The 17,950-nt window shown below is 63.8% G+C and carries 7 protein-coding genes; 1 reads left to right on the forward strand and 6 read right to left on the reverse strand.

Annotation, left to right across the window (positions count from 1 at the left end; all coding sequences use genetic code 11):
- Positions 1-12 precede the first annotated feature (12 nt).
- The 6 genes from ATN38_RS18900 to ATN38_RS18925 all read right to left on the reverse strand — a co-directional run bounded on the left by ATN38_RS18900 (position 13) and on the right by ATN38_RS18925 (position 16,590).
- On the reverse strand, positions 13-12,474 hold the full coding sequence (locus tag ATN38_RS18900; RefSeq protein ID WP_308256316.1) for a non-ribosomal peptide synthetase: 12,462 nt from the start codon (positions 12,472-12,474) through the stop codon (positions 13-15).
- Positions 12,475-12,681: 207 nt separating this feature from the next.
- Positions 12,682-13,134, reverse strand: coding sequence for a flavodoxin family protein (locus ATN38_RS18905; protein WP_003942217.1), 453 nt, complete (start codon positions 13,132-13,134; stop codon positions 12,682-12,684).
- Between the two features lie 47 nt (positions 13,135-13,181).
- Positions 13,182-13,829, reverse strand: coding sequence for an isochorismatase family protein (locus tag ATN38_RS18910; protein ID WP_042922600.1), 648 nt, complete (start codon positions 13,827-13,829; stop codon positions 13,182-13,184).
- 36 nt (positions 13,830-13,865) lie between these two features.
- Positions 13,866-15,530 (reverse strand): (2,3-dihydroxybenzoyl)adenylate synthase, encoded by a 1,665-nt coding sequence (locus ATN38_RS18915; protein ID WP_215515868.1) that lies wholly within the window; start codon positions 15,528-15,530, stop codon positions 13,866-13,868.
- Between the two features lie 41 nt (positions 15,531-15,571).
- On the reverse strand, positions 15,572-16,372 hold the full coding sequence (locus tag ATN38_RS18920) for a 2,3-dihydro-2,3-dihydroxybenzoate dehydrogenase (RefSeq protein WP_003942103.1): 801 nt from the start codon (positions 16,370-16,372) through the stop codon (positions 15,572-15,574).
- Complete coding sequence (locus ATN38_RS18925; RefSeq protein WP_003942230.1) at positions 16,360-16,590, reverse strand: phosphopantetheine-binding protein; 231 nt, start codon at positions 16,588-16,590, stop codon at positions 16,360-16,362. Before ATN38_RS18925 ends, ATN38_RS18920 begins: the two co-directional genes overlap by 13 nt.
- A gap of 200 nt (positions 16,591-16,790) precedes the next feature.
- Here ATN38_RS18925 and ATN38_RS18930 point away from each other — a divergent pair, with 200 nt between their 5' ends.
- On the forward strand, positions 16,791-17,948 hold the full coding sequence (locus tag ATN38_RS18930; protein WP_128637961.1) for an isochorismate synthase MenF: 1,158 nt from the start codon (positions 16,791-16,793) through the stop codon (positions 17,946-17,948).
- Positions 17,949-17,950 lie beyond the last annotated feature (2 nt).

Consider the following 17,950-nt stretch of genomic DNA (forward strand, 5'->3'; position numbering starts at 1 on the left):
GTGGTTTTCGAACTATGTGGCCGTGCGTTTCGACAAATGGCTGTCGAGCAGCGGGGCAATCGCCGCCCACCCGGCTGGGGTCACCAATCCGGCGTGGTCGTACGGCAGATGGTGTACTGCCATGTCCCGGTCCCCGCGGACTCTGCGCCAGCGATCGGCCAGCAGCTGTCCGGACGCCTCGGCGTCGGCGGTGATCAGAGTAACCGGTCCGTCGTAGGTTGTGTCGGTCGAGCTGGCCACGAGCAAACGAGTGGCATCAAAACCCGCCCGAACAGCGTCGACCAGTCCCGGTGCCTGAGTGAGGATCTCGGGTGGCAGGGCGGCCGCCAGATCTCGGTCGTCGGCATCGTCGCGACCGTGATCGTCACGATCTCCCAGTGGATGAGTATCGATCAGACCGGCGAACTCCACTGTCTCGCCGATATCGACCAGCTGAGCCGCCATCGCGGCAACAACGTTGCCACCGAACGAGTAGCCGAGCAGGTGGTACGGCCCGCTCGGTTGCACGCCGCGAATCGTGTCGACGTACATCGCTGCCAGTTGGTCCACGTTCGTCGGTTCGAGTGGCTCACCGGCAACTGTGGGCAGTTGCAGGCCGAACAGTGGACGGTCGGCCTCGAGAACACCGGTCAAAGGCGCAAAGGGCCAAGCGAATCCACCGGCCGGATGCACGCAGAACAGTGGTTCTCCGCTGCCTTCGGCTCGCAGTGTCAGGAGGCGATCACGACTCAGATCGATTTCGGACGCCGACTCGTCAAGGTGTACTGCAAGTTCTGCAACTGTCGGACGGGCCATCAGCGTTCCCACACCGACGCTCACCGACAGGTCATGCTCCATCTCCCCCACCAGTCGCATGGCTCGAAGCGAGTCGCCGCCGAGATCGAAGAAACTTTCTTCGGGATCGACTGCCTCGACGCCGAGTACCCGCGCAAAGACCTGGCACAGTTGCCTTTCCATCTCGGTTCGCGGTGCTCGGGCCGCTGCTCGGGCGGGGGGTGCCGGCAACGCACCGCGGTCCAGTTTTCCGTTGGGCGTCAGCGGGATCGAGTCCACGACGACGATGTCCGACGGAACCAGGTGTGCCGGTACGCGTTCCCGCAACGCAGCTCGCAGATCGGTTGAATCGGCACCGGGTTCTTCGATGACGTAGCCGACCAGTCTCGGCGGCGCACCGCCTTCGCTACGGACGGACGCTGCCGCTCGCAACACTCCCGGCAACGACGCCAACGCGGATTCCACTTCACCCAATTCGATCCGAATGCCTCGGATCTTGACCTGATGGTCCGCGCGACCCAGGTATTCGAGTTCACCGTCGCGACGACGCAGTACGACATCGCCCGTGCGGTACATGCGCTTGCCGACGGAGTAGGGATCAGCAACGAACACAGCGGAGGTCAACGCGGTCCGGTGAAGGTAACCCATCGCCGTTCCGTCTCCGGACATGTACAGCTCGCCCGCCGCTCCGATCGGTACCTCCCGCAGACCCGAATCGAGTACCCGCGCAGACGCGTTCAGAATCGGACGACCCAAGCAGGGTGTCTCGCTCCCCTGAACCGGGGATCCCATCGCGTTGATCGTGAACTCCGTCGGCCCGTAAAGGTCGTACCCGTCGACACCGTCCTGATCGCGCAATCGCGACCACAACTCGGCAGGTACAGCTTCTCCGCCGAGCATCACCAACACCGGCGTCCGCTCACCGTCGAGGAGACCGGCGGCCATCAGTTCCCGTGCATACGAGGGGGTTACATTCACGACGTCGATACCGACTTCGCGGTAATGCATCACCAGAGACGCGGGGTCCAGTCGCGCCTGCTCGTCGATCACGTGAACTTCGTGCCCCGCGAGCAACCAGAACAGTTCCTCCCACGACATGTCGAACGAGAACGAGACTGTATGCGCGATGCGCAGACGTCGGCCACCCACACTGTTTTCGGTCGGAGTGAATATCTCGGCCTTGTGATTGTGATACATCGTCGTCAACCCGCGGTGACCCACCACGACGCCCTTGGGTTTTCCGGTACTGCCCGAGGTGTAGATGACGTAGGCAGGCTGGTCCGGTGAGGTCGGCCCGCAGACCGCAGCCTCGTCGACAACTGGTGCCGAAGACTGCCCGTCGAGTACCCCGGCCACGTCCGGGTCATCGAGGACCAGACATGGCTGTCCATCGGGAACAACGAGGTCACGCGTCTGAGTCGTGGTGACTACCAGCGCCGCATCGCTGTCGAGGATGAGTTCGCGCAGGCGTGCCGGCGGGTGAGCCAGATCCAAGGGAAGGTAGGCCGCTCCGGTTCTCATGACGGCGAAGATTGCGACGACGTGATCGGCAGTACGCGGAAGCGCGAGCGCGACAACACGGGTCGGTCCCCCGCCTGGTACCGACTGCCCCAGCGCCGAAGCGAGTATCCGTGCCAGTCTGTCCACCCGAGAGTTCATCTCGGCTGCGCTCAGTGTGACGTCTCCGAAGACCAGCGCCGTCTCGTCCGGAGTTGCCGCTGCCCTTTCGCGCAGTAGTGCGTCCACGCTACCGCCGGCCTGGTCCGGCCGTGGCATCACGACGTGCTCCGAAGCGAATTCCGCGGGGGTGCGCGAAAACGGAACCGCCGTGTCCGCCACCGTGGCGGTATCGGAATTCGCCATCACTTCGAGAATCGTGATGGTGCGGGACAGGATGTCCTGAGCCACGTCGTGCGGAATCAGGTCAGGACGGTTTTCGAGTGTGAGCGCCATCGCCATGTCCCCGACACCCGGATCCACGTCGAGCGTGAGCGCATAGTGGGTGCCGTCCACTGCGTCGAACCCGACGATTCCACTGCGCCCGAACGTGTCTCGACGTGCCTGTTCGTCACGAGGCGTGTTGCGGAAGACGTAGAGCGTGTCGAACAGTGTTGCGAACCCAGCGCTTCGCTGCACGTCGCCGAGCCCGAGCTGGTGATGCCCCAGCAGCGAACCTTGTTCACGGAACAGGCGTCCGAGCAACGCCGAGATCTCCTCGCCTGGCCGGACCCGGACACGCACGGGAATGGTGTTGAGCGCCAATCCCACCATGCGGTCGGCGCCCTCGACCTCGGGTGAACGTCCCGAAACCGTCGATCCGAAGACCACGTCGTCACGGCCCGTCACGGCGCGCAATGCCAGACCCCACGCCGCAGAGACGACGGTGGACAGCGTCACTCCGCTACGTCTGGCCAACTCGCGTACGTGCTCGGTGATCTTCTGTTCGAGCTGAACCCGGGTGAACACCGGCAACGGAGCGCGTCCGCCTGATCCCGTACCACCCACGAGTGTGGGTTGCTCGAGATCCGCGAGGTAGTCCTTCCAGGACGAGATGGCGTCCGTGCGATCCGCTTCGGCGATCCATCGCAGGTGATCACGGAAGTCCGCAGGCTTGTCGAGCGCGCCGTCGAGTCCAACCGGGTCCGTGCCGTGTGTGCGAGCAAACTCGTAGAGCGCAAACAACTCCGCGTACATCAAGGTCTGCGACCAACCGTCGGTGAGCAGGTGGTGCTGAGTGAAGACGAGGTGCGCTCCCCCACCTGGCAACCAGACCAGCACCATTCGAATGAGTGGCGGCGCACTCAAGTCGAACAGCCTGCCGAAGTCGGCCTCGTCGACGGCGCGGACCTCGATATCCAAGTCCTCGGGTGCGACTGCGCTCAGATCGATCTCACGGAAAGGCATTTCGGCTTCCCTGGGCACGAACTGCACCGGAGCGTCGAACCCGGCGTGTGTGAAGCCGGCCCGCAAGTTCGGATAGCGTCGCAAGAGCGCATCCCCTGCTGCGCGGAGTGAGCGAACGTCGACGGCGGCATCGGCGGAGAACTCGAATCGCGGCTGCATGTGATAGACATCCGTGCCGCCGGCGCCGTCGAGAACCGACTGGAAGTACATGCCTTCCTGCAAGGGACCGAGTGGCAGCACGTCCTGCCAGCCCGGGCTCAGCGACTCGAGCCGTGCCCGACGATCCGCATCGACGGCTACGAGTGGGCTCGGCACACGATCCGGCGCGGTGTCGGGCAATGCCTTCCGGTCCACCTTGCCGTTGAGGGTGAGTGGTAGTGCCTCGAGCACCGTGATGGTCTGCGGCACCATGTGTTCGGGTAGGAGCCGCGCAATTTCCTTGCGCACCAGTACCGAATCGAGCGTGGTTGCACCTTCGGGAACCACATACCCGTGCAAACTTCCGGTACCCGCCGCATCGACGCGAACGGTGGCTGCCGCGCGGAACACACCTGCCACCGATCCGAGCGCGCCTTCGACTTCGCCGAGCTCGATGCGGAAACCGCGAACCTTCACCTGATCGTCCGCACGACGAAGGAAGTGCAAAACCCCTCGCCGGCGTCGGACCAGATCGCCGGTGCGGTAGAGGCGTGCCCCCGGCAGAGAAGGATCGGCGACGAACCGAGCGACGGTCAGATCGGGGCGGTTCAGGTATCCGCGGACCACCTGCGCACCGCCCAGATACAGCTCGCCCGCAACGCCTTCCGGAACCTCACGCAGGTCGTCGTCGAGGATTCGCACGTGCACATCGGTCCAGGGCTGACCGATCGTGACTCGGTCGCCGGTCGTGATGACCGAAGATGTCGCCCACACCGTGGCCTCGGTGGGTCCATAGACATTCCGGACCGAAGCAGCGTTGGCCACCAGATCGTCGGCCAGATCCTGCGGGAGGGCTTCCCCTCCCACCAGGGCTCGCACCATGGCGAGTCCGACTGCGTTCTCGTGTTCGGTGACCACTCGCCACAGCGCCGGCGTTGCCTGCATCACTGTCGCATCGCTTGCGATGATCAACGCCGACAACGCATCCGGATCGCGAACCGTCCTGCGGTCTGCGATCACGACAGTCGCGCCCGCCGCGAGCGGGCACAGCAACTCGAGTGCCGCGATGTCGAACGACACCGTTGTCACCGCGACGATGCGATCGCCCGGCCTGATCCAGCAATCCTCGAGTACCGTGTCCGCGAAGGCTGCGAGGTTGCCCGTCGAGACCATCACGCCCTTGGGGCGACCCGTCGAACCGGAGGTGTGGATCATGTAGGCGAGGTGATCACCCGCCGCGGGCGGCGGAGGAAGCACGACACCCGAGTTGGTGAACTCACCGTCCACGAAGACACTCGTGGCGACCGTCAACGGAAGTTGCCCGGCGCTGTCGATACTGGTCAGGACACACACCGGAGCCGCGTCCTCGATCATGAACTCGAGCCGCTCAGTCGGGTAATCGACGTCGAGTGGCAGGTACGCAGCGCCGATGCGCAGTACCGCGAGCAGTCCGGCCACCAGATCCGCATTTCGATCCAGCGCGACGGCGACTACCTTCTCGGGTCCGGCGCCGACCGCGAGAAGTTCGCGGGCCAGCTCGTCGACGCGCGCCGACAGTTCCCCGTAGGTAATTCCGACCTCGCCGGAGATCACCGCGATGTCGTCGGGGTGGCGGCTGACGTGTCGAGCGAACAACTGCGAGATCCCCGACGGCGGCGTCGCGCGTCGGCCCGGGTCGCGATCCGGCTTGTTTTCCGCCAGTCGCAGATCCGCGACGACAGTGCTGATTTCGTGACCGAGGACCGCGATCACACCGTCGAGCAATGCGTCCGCAGTCGCGGCGTCGAACAGCCCGGCATCAACCGTCAATCGAAGTTCTGTTGCGGTTCGGACGAATTCGAGGTCGACGCTCTTTCCGGGCGAGTGACCGACACGGGCAGCGAACAGGCTGCTCGTCGGACGCCCGAGTAGATCGGCGATTCGGTCGAGGCTGACATCGGAATGCGCAAGTGCCTCGGAGACAGCGTTTTCGACTCGCCGAACGACATCGGCAATTCTAGGCCGACCGGACAGGTCGACCCGAATCAGGGTGTCAGTCCCTTCCGAGACCAGTCCGACCGCAAGGTCCCGACCACCGCCGAAGCTGTTCAGCGTCGCCGCCACGGCGGCCAACAGCACCGCGTCGAATCCTGGTTCGTCACCGAACCGGGCATCGCGTAGCTGACGGAGGTAGGTGTGCGGGCGGTACTCTTCGCCGCGCGGGCGGTCATACGGAAGGTCCGTTTCGAGGGGCAGGTCCGCGAGCGTGCGAACCCAGTACCGCTCGTGATCAGGATTTCCCGCCACCGCCGGGGCGCGGAACGTCGCCACGGTCACGACGGGTCGATCGACGCCAACGACTGAATCCGGCGAGAACTTCGTCCGATCGACGCGTGCGGCCACGGCAAGACCGAGGGGGGTCGGGGTGTCGAAGACATCCGAGACGACGACGCGAATTCCCAGCTTGCGCAGGCTTCCCACCAACCGCATCGCAGTGAGCGAGTGACCGCCGAGAGTGAAGAAATTGTCGCCCGGATCGACGTCGGGAATCTCCAACACCGTTGCGACACAGGCGCACACTGCATCCACGACCGCGGGATCGACATCGATCGCAGGATCGGACGCGGCCACCTTTTTCGTGACAGCGACATTTTTCGCGGCAGACACCGCATCGGCAACGGACGCTGCCTGTCGGACTACCGTGAGCACCGCGGATGCGGGAGCTGTCGGCTCGGTCAGCAACCCACGCAGGATCTCCGCGAGCCGTGTGACCATTCGCTCCGCCGTGGCGTCGGAGACAACTGCCGGATCGTGGTACAGAACCAGATCCAGACCGGTGCTCGGCGGCGCCATCAACGTCATCGGATAGTGCGTGACTCCGCGGTTGGTGAATCCCTCGACCCGCAGTGTGTGCGATGCAGGCTGTCCTGCACCGGAGTTCGGGAAGTTCTCGAACACCAGGAGCGTGTCGAACAGTTGCCCGATTCCGGCGATGCGTTCGATCTCGGCCAAACTGGTGTGTTCGACGTCCACGATGTCGAATTGGGCGTTCTGGAGATCGACGAACTGATCGAGCAAAGGCCGGTCCGCGACGATGTCGAGGCGGGCCGGAATCGTGTTGCTGAACAACCCGACCATTCCCTCCACCCCCGAGAGTTCGGCAGGTCGGCCGGACACCGTGGCCCCGAACACGACGTCCCACTGTCCTGTCGCTTCGGCGAGCGCTGCTGCCCACGCACCCTGAACCAGGGTGTTGACCGTCAGCGCTCGCGCACGGCCGAGTTCGATCAGCGCTTCGGCGTCCGATGTCGCGAGAGGAACCTCGAGCGCGACGGGCACACTTCGCGGCGCTCCGGCGTCGGCAACGAGAGTCGGCGCGGTGAGCCCACGCAAACGCTCGCTCCACGCTGCGCGGGCAGAGTCCTGATCGCGGCCGGCGATCCATGCCAAGTAGTCGCGATACGGCGTCGGCGCAGGGAGGCGGCTGTCGCCGTCGTGGTAGACGTTCATCAGCTCGCGCAGGACGATCGGAGTCGACCAACCGTCGGTGAGCAGGTGGTGTGCGTTGAGGACCAAACGGTGCACCCCGCCGGGCAGCCGAACCAGTAGTGCACGCAGCAGAGGCGGTGTACTGACGTCGAAGACATGCTTGGCGGCCTCGTCCTCGAGCTGATCTGCAGAGCGGAATGCAGTGTCAGCTGGAACGGAGGTCAGATCGACCGAACGCCACTCGACTTTTGCGCCGCGCGGAATGATCTGAACGGGCCGTTCGAACTGCTCGTAGTGAAAAGCTGCGCGAAGGTTCGGGTGCCTGTCGATCACGGTCTCGAACGCGTCGGCCAACTTCGCCTCGTCCAGTGGCCCGGAGAGGTCGAAGCGTGCAGTAAGTGTGTAGACGTCTGCGGCTCCGTCACGGACCGCATGGAACAGGAGACCTTCTTGTAGCGGCGAGAGCGGAAGGACGTCGGCAAGCGGTCCGTGGACGGCTTCGAGTTCGTTGATCCCGGCCTGATCGACCACCGCGCCCTGGCCGAAGATCGTCGCCGAGCAATCGGAAGGCGTCAAACCACCCTCGAAGAGCGCGGCATGCGCGGTCAGGGCAGCGAGCGCACGTTCCCAATGCTCTTGCAGCTCGACGATCGTCGCGGCGTCGAGCACTGAACCCGCCGCAGTCCATTCGACTGCCAGCGTCGGTGATCCGTCCTCACGGACAAATGCGTTGAGCGCCAGCACTTCCGACATTGCCTTGCTCGCCGGTTCGATGACCGCGAATGGATCCTGCTCCGGCAATCGCCATCCGGTTCCGGGTAGGGACGGGAAGCGGCCGAGATAGTTGAGCAACAGTTCAGGTGTAGCGCACGCGGAAAGGTCAGGTGCGGTGTCGGGATCCAGATGCCGCAGAACTCCATAGCCGACTCCGCCTCCGGGTACGGCGCGTTTTGCTTCCTTCACCGCACGAAGCAGATGCCCGGCAGCTGCTCCCCCGCTCAGTGCGTCGGCAAGATCGTCTGCGGTGAGCAGTGCATCGGTGGGAACCCGAACGGGGAACTCACTGGTGAACCACCCGATGGTTCCGGCGAAGTCGGTGTCGCTGGCGAGCGCGTCGCGGCCATGACCTTCGACGGTAACTGTCTGCGCGGGCAGCCCAGTCAGGCCGCGACTGTGCTGCCATGAGCGCAAGGCAAGCATCAATCCCGCGAGAAGCACTTCGTCGGTCTTGGCTCGATACGCCGCCGGAAGCGTGGTCAACAGCGCGTCCGTGACGGCCGGGGGCGCAACAGTTGTCGTGCGAGTGGCGGTTGCGGTCACGTCGATCTTCGGGTCGAGACGACGACTGCCGATCGGCTCGTCGTCCGCCTGTACCGACGCGGACTTCCAGTACTCGAGCTCTGACGCCCTGCTGCCAGAGGCCCCGAATTCCGCGAGCAACCCTGCGTATCGACGCCACGAACTTCCGCCTGCAGCCAACCGGGCCGACCTACGCTCGCGCGCTGCATCGGTAGCTTCGCGGAGGTCTGGAAGCAGAATTCGCCAGGACACACCGTCGACGATCAAATGGTGAGCCACGACGATCAATTGGTCGGGTCGACCGGCCTCGGTATTGACCAGTACGACTCGCAGGAGTTCACCGGCGCGTGGGTCGAGACTCGCCGCCGACGCCTCCGCGAGCTCTCTGATCCGGGACGGCTCGGAGGTGTCGGACACCTCGCGAACGAGTCCCTCGCTGCGCACTGCACCGGCGTCCCGGACGATCAATTCGGTAGTGCCGCTGTCGTTGTCACGGCGCAGGAGCAGGCGTAGAGCGTCATGGTGATCGAGGATCGTCTGCACGCCGGACTGCAGGTCACCCAGTGAAAGGCTGTCGTCGATGCGCACTGCGGTCCACTGCGCATAGCCCGCGATTGCCTCGTCTGCCGAATTTTTTTCGATCAGTGCTCGAACGATCGGCGGGGCGATCACGGTGCCGGTGGCCACGTCCGCAACCGAGGCTACGGCGTCGGCGTCATCGGCAATCTCACGTGCCGCAGCGGCGATGGTTCCCAGATCTCGCTGTGCCAGTAGTTCTTTGGGAGCAACGATCAGACCACGCACCCGCAGTCGACTGCTGACACTGATTGCCGTGATGCTGTCACCACCGAGGCCGAAGAAATCCTCGTCCACGCCGACGCGTTCGCGGCCGAGCACCTCGGCCACCACGTCACAGAGGATTTCCTCGCGCGGTGTGGATGCGGCGCGCCCTGCCGATTCGGCAGCCGGGGCAGGTAGTGCCGCACGATCGAGCTTTCCGTTCACCGTGACGGGCAATTCGTCCAGAACGACGATTGCGGCGGGAACGAGATGATCCGGTACGCGACCGGCGAGGTCACGGCGCAATTCTTCCTGCGGCGGAAGCGTCGCGCCGGCGGCGGCTACAACGTAGCCGACGAGGCTGGGCCGTCCCCCATCCGTGCGGATCAACGCAGCAGCCGCGCCGATTCCGGGTACCGATCCGAGAACAGCCTCGACCTCGCTCAACTCGACTCGATGTCCGCGAATCTTCACCTGCTTGTCGCTGCGACCGATGAAGTCGTAGCCCCGCCCCGGTACCCACCGCGCCACGTCCCCAGCGCGGTACATCAGATCTCCCGGAGCCCCGAAAGGATCTGCGACAAAACGCTCGGAGGTCGCGCCGGCGCGGCCGAGGTAGCCCCTGGCCATTTGCGGTCCCGCCAGGTAGAGCTCACCTCGTTCACCGTCGGCGACCGGCTCGAGCGCGCTGTCGAGCAGGTACGCACGGGTACCCGCGAGGGGGTACCCGATACGCGGTCCGGCACCTCCGACCGTGGTCGCGATCGCGTCGACCGTCGTTTCGGTTGGTCCGTAGAGGTTTCGAGCCGGAACACCGGATTCGATGATCGCGTCCCACAGTGCGGGCGGTGCCGCCTCGCCACCCACGACGAGGAGCTGCAACCGCTGCGTACGCAGCAACCCGTTGTCCACCATCGCTGCCGCCATCGACGGCGTCGTGTCGACCACGTCGACGCAATCTCGCTCGAACGCCGCGACCAGAGCAACCGCGTCCTTCTGCAGTTCCTCGTCGTATACGTGCACACGATGACCACACAGCAGCCACAACAGTTGATCGAGAGACGCATCGAAGGCGAACGACGCTGTGTGCGCGGTGTGCAGTTGACGGTTCCCGACGCGCTCGGCGGTGTCCCGGTAGATGGTGGCGCGATGGTGGTGAAGCAGGTGCGCCAATCCACCGCCTCTGACCAGCACACCCTTGGGCTTGCCTGTCGATCCCGAGGTGTAGATGACATACGCCAGGTGATCACCATGCCGTGCTGTCGCCAGTTCACCGAGTTCGAGTGGAAGCTCGGAATTAGCACGGAGTTCTTCGCGGACTGCGTCGGAATCGATGACGAGGGGGTCGGGCCGAGAACCTCCGACGAGTTGCTCGGCCAGAGTGGAAGTGGTGATCACGACCTTCGGCTGCGCGTCGTCGATCAGATCTCGCAACCGCTCGGCCGGGTGCTGCGGATCCAGGGCCACGTACGCTGCGCCCGCGTTCAATGTCGCGAGCAGAGCCACCACCATCTCGGAAGTACGCGGAAGCGCAAGTCCGACAATGTCGTCCGGGCCGACATCGCGGGCCCGAAGCAACCGGGCGAGCTTGTGGACGCGGCCACCGAGTTCTGCGCCTGTCAAACGTTCGTCACCGCACACGAGGACTGTGTCATCCGCGTGCTCGACAACGATGCGGTCGAACACGTCGGGAACGAGTTCGACCGAGCCGGGCAGCGGTGCAGTTTCGCGGCCGGCGAGAATCCGCGCGGCTTCGGCCGCAGGCATCATCTCCACCTGACCGACGGCAGGATCTCCCTCCCCGACCATCGCGTTGACGATGCTGACGAAACCGGCGAGGCGACGCTGAACCGATTCCCGAGTATTGGTACGCGCGTCCACTTCGAATCCGAGTAGAACTTCGCCGTCCGCAATGGGCGTCACCGTCAAACCCAGGTCCTCCGGCGGTCCCCCGGCGACGTTTCGCAGTACACCCACAGCGCCGGCGAAATCGAGGGCGAAGTCGAAAGCCTTGAGATTGATTCCGATCCCGTGAAGCAGTGCGCCGGTTCCGGCGACGCCCAGGTCCCGAGCAAGATTCTCACCGCGGTAGCGCTGGTGTGCGCGCAGGCTTTTCATCGTGGCGGCCACCTGCTTGCTCAGGTCACCGAGTCGATCGTGGCTGCGAATCGTCAACCGGAGAGGCAGAACGTTGACTGCCATGGCCGGCGTCTTGAGTGCCGTGCGACCTACGCGCGCCATGAGTGGCATCGCGATGACAACATCCGTCTCGCCGAGCAGTCGGTGGAGAAACGCGCCGTAGCAGGCGATCAGTGCCTCGGCCCACGTTGTTCCCGTCGCGTCTGCCACCTCTTTGAGGCGGTTGAGGGCGTCGGCGGTAATGATCTCGCGAACCTGGATCGTTCGTTCCGCCGGACCGGTGACCTGCTGGCCGCGTCCGTCCAACGCGGGCAACGGCGTCAGGACATCACGCCAGTAGTCACGATCTTCCGCGAACTGCTCGCCAGCCCGGTACGCCTCGTCCTCGCTGACCAGATCTGTCATAGAACCGAATCGCGTTGGCGCGACCTCGGTTCCCTTCTTCGCGGCCGTGTAGTGCGCGGCGACTCGGCGCGAAATCATTGCTGCGCTGTATCCGTCGACGATCAGGTGGTGATAGAGCTGGATGCACCAGATCTCGCGATCGGAGAGCCTGATCAGCGAGTAGGTGTACAGCGGACGCTCCACCATCAGGCGGCAGTACTCGGACGCCCGGCTGCGCTCGGCGTCGACCAGTGCGTGCGCCACGGCTACGGGATCGCGCTCGTCACGGACGTCGGTGATCGGGATGATGCCAACTGGCTCGTCGGAGATGTACTGACGCGGGCCGTCCGCCGTCTCGATCATCCGCAGCCGCATGGTTTCGGCTTCACCGATCGTCGCCGTGATTGCGGCTGTCAGCAGTTCCGTGTCGATCGGTTCGTCGCCCGAGATTTCGAGCACCTCACCGACGAGGTAGCTCCGAGATTCGGGATCAAGCCTCTGTGCGTTCCAAATCCCGAGTTGAGCTCCTGTGAGAGCAAACGTAGCTTCGCTCGCCGCTCCGGAGTTCGAACCTGGAAGAACGCTCACACTGATCCCCTCGTCTGTGGACACACGTCACCCAAGGGTGACCTAACGTCGTTTTGGGTAGCCTAAACTAAATGTCAATGAATCGGGGAATCCGCCTCGCCGGTGACCCGAGAACCGACGGCTCCCGACGCGTTAATCAGAGGACACGCGCTTCTACAACCGCTTGCGGGACAGTCTCTTTCGTGAATCGAAACGAGAAAGTGAAGGCTAGTCCATCAGCGTTGCCGCGACGGTTCCGCCCAGTTCATAACAACCATCGCGGACAGATTTGTCCACGCTCACAGTCACTTCGAGCGGATCCGCCACCGCGACCAATCCGAGCCCGGTGGCGAGTTTGCGCACCGAAGACACTGCACCGGCAGTGTCGTTGTTGCCGTGAACCCAAAGGCCGTACGGTCGATCCGAAACCGCGCCGAGGCATTGGTAGTACGTGGTGTCGAAGAAGTATTTCAGCGCGCCCGACATGTAACCGAAATTGGCGGTGGTACCGAAAAGATAGCCGTCAGCAGCGAGCACGTCGGGCACCGTCGCCGCCAACGCCGGCATCACCTTCACCTCGACGCCCTCGATCTCGGGATCGCGAGCCCCGGCCAGGACCGCATCCAACAATTCGTGGGTTGTCGGCGAGGGCGAGTGGTGAACCACCAACAATGTCTTCACACACCTGACAATACGGCGACGGGTGGCGCACCCGTCGCCGTTCACGCCTACGCCGAAACCGTTTCCGCGCTCATCGCCTTGACCAGGTCGTCGGTTCGGGTGACCGAGGCGCAGCGCCCGGCCGCGTACTCGAGCGCGCCGACATGCTCGTCCAGGGAGAAGTCGGCTACCGCGTCGCCCACGAAGAAGATCTGCACGTCTTGCATGAACCCGTCCAAAGCGGTAGTCAGGCAACCGATGTGGGCATAGATTCCGGTGATGATCAGCTGGTCACGCCCACTCTCGCGCAGCCGCTCACGCAGATCTGTCTTGATGAAAGCGCTGTAGCGCCATTTTGTGAGCATCACGTCGTCCGGATGCGGAGCCAACTCGGCGATCACGTCGGTGTGAGCGGGATCTGCCTTCAGACCCGGTCCCCAGAAATCCGACAGCAACGCGCGCTCCTCGGGATCCTGATCACCGGGTTGCGCGGTGTAGACGATCGGGATTCCGGCAGCTCGCGCCGACGAACGAAGCCGGTCGATGTTCGGAACCACGGTTTGGAGCGGGTCGACGCTTCGGTCGTACGCGTTCACGAAATATTCCTGCATGTCGTGCAGAAGCAACAACGCTCGGGAAGGATCGAGAGTCCAGTCGACCCGATTCTGCGGAAACTCGGTGGGCATCTCGTATCGCACTGCTGTGGGTAGCGCCATGATGAATCTCCTCGAAAATGTGGGGGTGGGAACCGATCAACTCGACAGAGTCTGTGCGGCAATCGATTCGCTGAGAACACGGCGCAAGGCCGCCTTGCTGGTCTTTCCGACGCCGGTGACGGGGAACTCGGTCACGAACTCCACTCGATCCGGAACCTTGTACGCCGCAACGCCTCGGCCTCGTATGTATCGCTTGATCTCGCCGACGGTCGGTGCATCTCCGGAAATCACCAGAACAGCACAGGTTCGTTCGCCCAGGTACTCGTCGGGAACGGCGACGACGGCCGCATCGTGGACAGCCGGATGCGAGAGCAGGTGGTTCTCGATCTCCTCGGCCGCAACCTTCTCACCGCCGCGGTTGATCTGGTCTTTTGCGCGCCCCTCGACTATCAGATGTCCTGAATCGGTGACGCTGACCAGATCGCCGGTGCGATAGAAACCTTCGGCGTCGAAGACCTCGGCATTGTGCGCATCCGCCCGGTAATAGCCACGGATCGTATACGGACCCCGAGTCAGTAAGTGCCCCGTGGTTCCGGGCGCGACGGGCGCGCCTTCGTCGTCGACCACACGAACCTCGTCGTCGGGTGAAATGGGCCGGCCCTGAGTGCTGACGATCAATTCTTGCGTGTCGTCGAGGCGGGTGTAGTTGACCAGCCCCTCGGCCATCCCGAACACCTGCTGGAGGGTGCAGCCCAGCTCCGTGGGTACGCGTGCAGCGGCTTCGGCGCTGAACTTCGCTCCGCCGACGCCGAGAACCCGCAAGCTCGACAGATCGTGATCTGCCTTACTGGGGGCGGCCATCCAGGCCAACGCGATCGGTGGGACCAAGGAAGCGTGCGTGACTCGCTCTGATTCGATCAGACCGAAAGCTGTGGAGGGCATGGTGTCCGGCGCCAGAACCACGGAGCCGCCCGCGTGGAGAACACCCAGGATGCCCGGCGAACTCATCGGAAAATTATGCGCTGCAGGGAGAACCACCAACATGCGCGTCGAGTCGTCGACGCCGCAGATCGGGTTGGACGCTCGCACCGAGTAGAGGTAGTCGGCGTGCGTTCGCGGAATCAGCTTCGGAACACCGGTCGTGCCACCGGAAAGCTGAAGAAAGGCGACCGACAACGGATCGACGTCGGCAAGAACGGGAACCTCGTATCCGCGCAGCGAATCGAAACCGACAAACTCTTCGGGGTCACCGGCCACGATCACAACAGGCGGAGTCTCGAGGCCTTCGTTCACCTCACGCGCCAGCGCGCGGTAGTCGAACCCGCCATGACGGTCAGCGACGATATAGGCAGCGACATCAGCGAACTGGCAGAAGTATCCGATTTCGGTTCGGCGATGCGCCGGCAACCCGAATACCGGCAGGGCGCCGAGCTTCAACACACCGAACAATGCTTCGACGTATTCCACGATGTTCGGCAGCTGCAGAAGCACCCGGTCACCGGCGCGAACACCCAAGCCGGACAGGCCTCCGGCCACGGCCGAGCTGCGACGATCGAGGTCGGAATATGTCAGCCGTGTCTGTGTGCCAGAGGCATCGCTGCCGACCACCGCTTCGTTGTCGGGATGCCGTGCGGCCGCGGCCGTGACGAATCCGGCCAGCGTCTCGTCAGTCCAATAGCCTCGTTCCCGATAATGCGTCACCAAATCGGGTGGATACTGTGCGACGGGTGCCAAGGGCTCGCGAGCGATCCTCGAGGTCATGCAAGTGACTCCTGTTCGAAAGTACTGTCAGCAAATACGTCTCACGCTTTGAGCGTCGCTCCACCGTCGACGTACAGCGCCTGCATGGTGATGTGGGCCGCCCGGTCGGACAGCAGGAAGTGCACCGAGTCGGCGATATCGTCTGCGGTGGCCAGTTTTCCGAGCGGAATACCCAGGCGATAGCTCGCCAGATTGCCTTCGATGACCGCGTCGGCACCCGAATCGTCGGAAGGGTCCGACCACAATGACCGCTGCATCGCTGTGTCGGTGGATCCCGGAGCGACCACGTTGACACGAATGCCGTCAGTAGCCAGCTCCAGTCCAGCGGTTCGAACCAACATGGTGGCAGCAGCTTTGGACGAACCGTAAGCACCCATCCCGATACGTGGGACACCGGCCGCGTTCGACGAGACGACCACGATCGCCCCGGCCCGACGGCGACGCATTTCCAGTCCCACGCTTTGCAGCACGTTCAGCAATCCGAAGACGTTGACGCCGAATATCTTCCGCCACTGGTCCGGATCGGAGTCCAGCACCGATCCGGTGTCGAGAATTCCGGCGACGTGCGCGAGCGCGTCGATCCGGCCGAACGTGTCCATCGTCGAGGCCACTGCAGCGTCGACTGCCTGCCGATCGGTCACGTCCACGACGTGACTCTCGATATCGGCGCCTTCGACGATTGTTTCTGCCAATTCCGCAGTTACCCGCTTCAATTCGACGTCGTCGCGATCGAGCAACGCCAGCGAATACCCGTCGCGCGCAAGCGTACGGGCCACTGCGGCGCCGATCCCCGCCGCAGCACCGGTGACCACGGCGATTCGGCGCTCGCTCACTGCGGGCACAGGACCTGAACCCAGGCATTGATCGTGGGCTCTTCTGCCAACTCCGCGAAGTCGGCATCCGCGCCCGCTCCCCGCCACCGTTCGACGAGCGTCATCAAGCGAACCGAGTCAAGGCCTTCGTCACCCAGGTCCGCGTCGTCGCCGAGTTGCTCTGCCCTCATCGACAGAACCTCGGCGACGTCGCGCACGATCTGGTCACGGTCCACGGTGTTGCTCATCGGTCTCCTCGAGTAGTGGTCGACGCGCTCAGATCGAGCCAACCCAACCCTCGTGTCGACCCCGTCCGCACGCCTTGACTTTAGGCCAGCCTAACCATAACGGTACGGAAGTACACAACCCGGGCGCTCGCAACACAAATTCACCCAAACTAAGGCTAGCCTCAACATAACAAGCAATCTGTCGAACTGGAAGGGTGTCCATGTCAGCACTCGCCGAAGTCTCCGAATTCCCGTTGCGCAACAACCGGACTGACGATGAAACGGACTCCGTTTTCCTGCTCTCACGTAGGCAAACGTCGATCCGCACTTCGGGAGTAGTCGAAGAATTCGACTCGGCCTTCGACGCTGCCGAAGCCCTCAAGACCGGGCGCATCGACTCGGTCGTCGGCGCCCTGCCGTTCTCCCCGGAGACGCCGTCCGCCCTCACCGCGCCACTGAGTTTCACACGAGTCCGCGGTGATCTATATCACTCCAACATCCCGTCATTACCCACTTCGCGGGTAGCCGGATTCGAACCCAGCCCGCAGATCCACACCGACAGGGTCCGCGGAGCCATCGAACGACTTCGAGCAGGCGAACTCGACAAAGTTGTCCTCGCACGCTCCCTGACCATCGAGGCCGAGTCCACGATCTTCCCCGCCGCTCTGGCCGAGAAACTGATTGCACTCGATCACGCGCACAACGGTTTCTGCGTCGACCTGTCCCCCGCCGGAGGAAAGTACCGCGGGCGATCGCTGGTCGGTTCGACGCCCGAGGTTCTGATCGAAAGGCGAGGCGGCGTCGTCACCTGCCACCCGCTGGCGGGCTCGATTGCACGCCATCCGAATTCGGATCAGGACGAGGCGAATGCCGAGCAACTCCGCGCGTCGACCAAAGATCTGGCCGAACACGCGTTTGTCGTCGACTCCATCAGCGCGATACTCGGACCACTGTGCACGTCCTTCAATGCACCCAGCGCACCGGAAATCCTTCGGACACCGCAACTGTGGCATCTCGGGACCAAGATCGAAGGTGTCCTGATCGACCCGAGCCTGACCTCGCTCGAACTCGCAACGGCGCTGCATCCGACTCCCGCTGTCTGCGGCACACCGACGGTCGCCGCACGCGAGCACATCACCGCAACCGAAGCCGATCGTGGGTTCTATGCCGGTGCCGTGGGCTGGTGCGACCGGACTGGAGACGGCGAGTGGATGGTTGCTATTCGTTGCGCCGAGATCGCAGCAGACGGCCTCTCGGCGCGGGCCTACGCCGGCGGCGGCATCGTCGCTACTTCCGACCCGGAAATCGAATTGAGAGAGACCAGTACAAAATTCCGCACGCTACTCAGTGCGTTCGACCTCGCTGAACACCAGCTCTGACA

Source organism: Rhodococcus sp. FH8, assembly GCF_019266085.1.
GTDB classification, from domain to species: Bacteria; Actinomycetota; Actinomycetes; order Mycobacteriales; family Mycobacteriaceae; genus Rhodococcus_F; species Rhodococcus_F qingshengii.

What these genes read in the sequence shown, in the direction of transcription:
- ATN38_RS18910 (WP_042922600.1), bottom strand. Translation starts at nt 13,829, where the DNA reads ATGGCGCTACCCACAGCAGTGCGATACGAGATGCCCACCGAGTTTCCG.
- ATN38_RS18930 (WP_128637961.1), top strand. Translation starts at nt 16,791, where the DNA reads ATGTCAGCACTCGCCGAAGTCTCCGAATTCCCGTTGCGCAACAACCGG.
- ATN38_RS18925 (WP_003942230.1), bottom strand. Translation starts at nt 16,590, where the DNA reads ATGAGCAACACCGTGGACCGTGACCAGATCGTGCGCGACGTCGCCGAG.
- ATN38_RS18915 (WP_215515868.1), bottom strand. Translation starts at nt 15,530, where the DNA reads ATGACCTCGAGGATCGCTCGCGAGCCCTTGGCACCCGTCGCACAGTAT.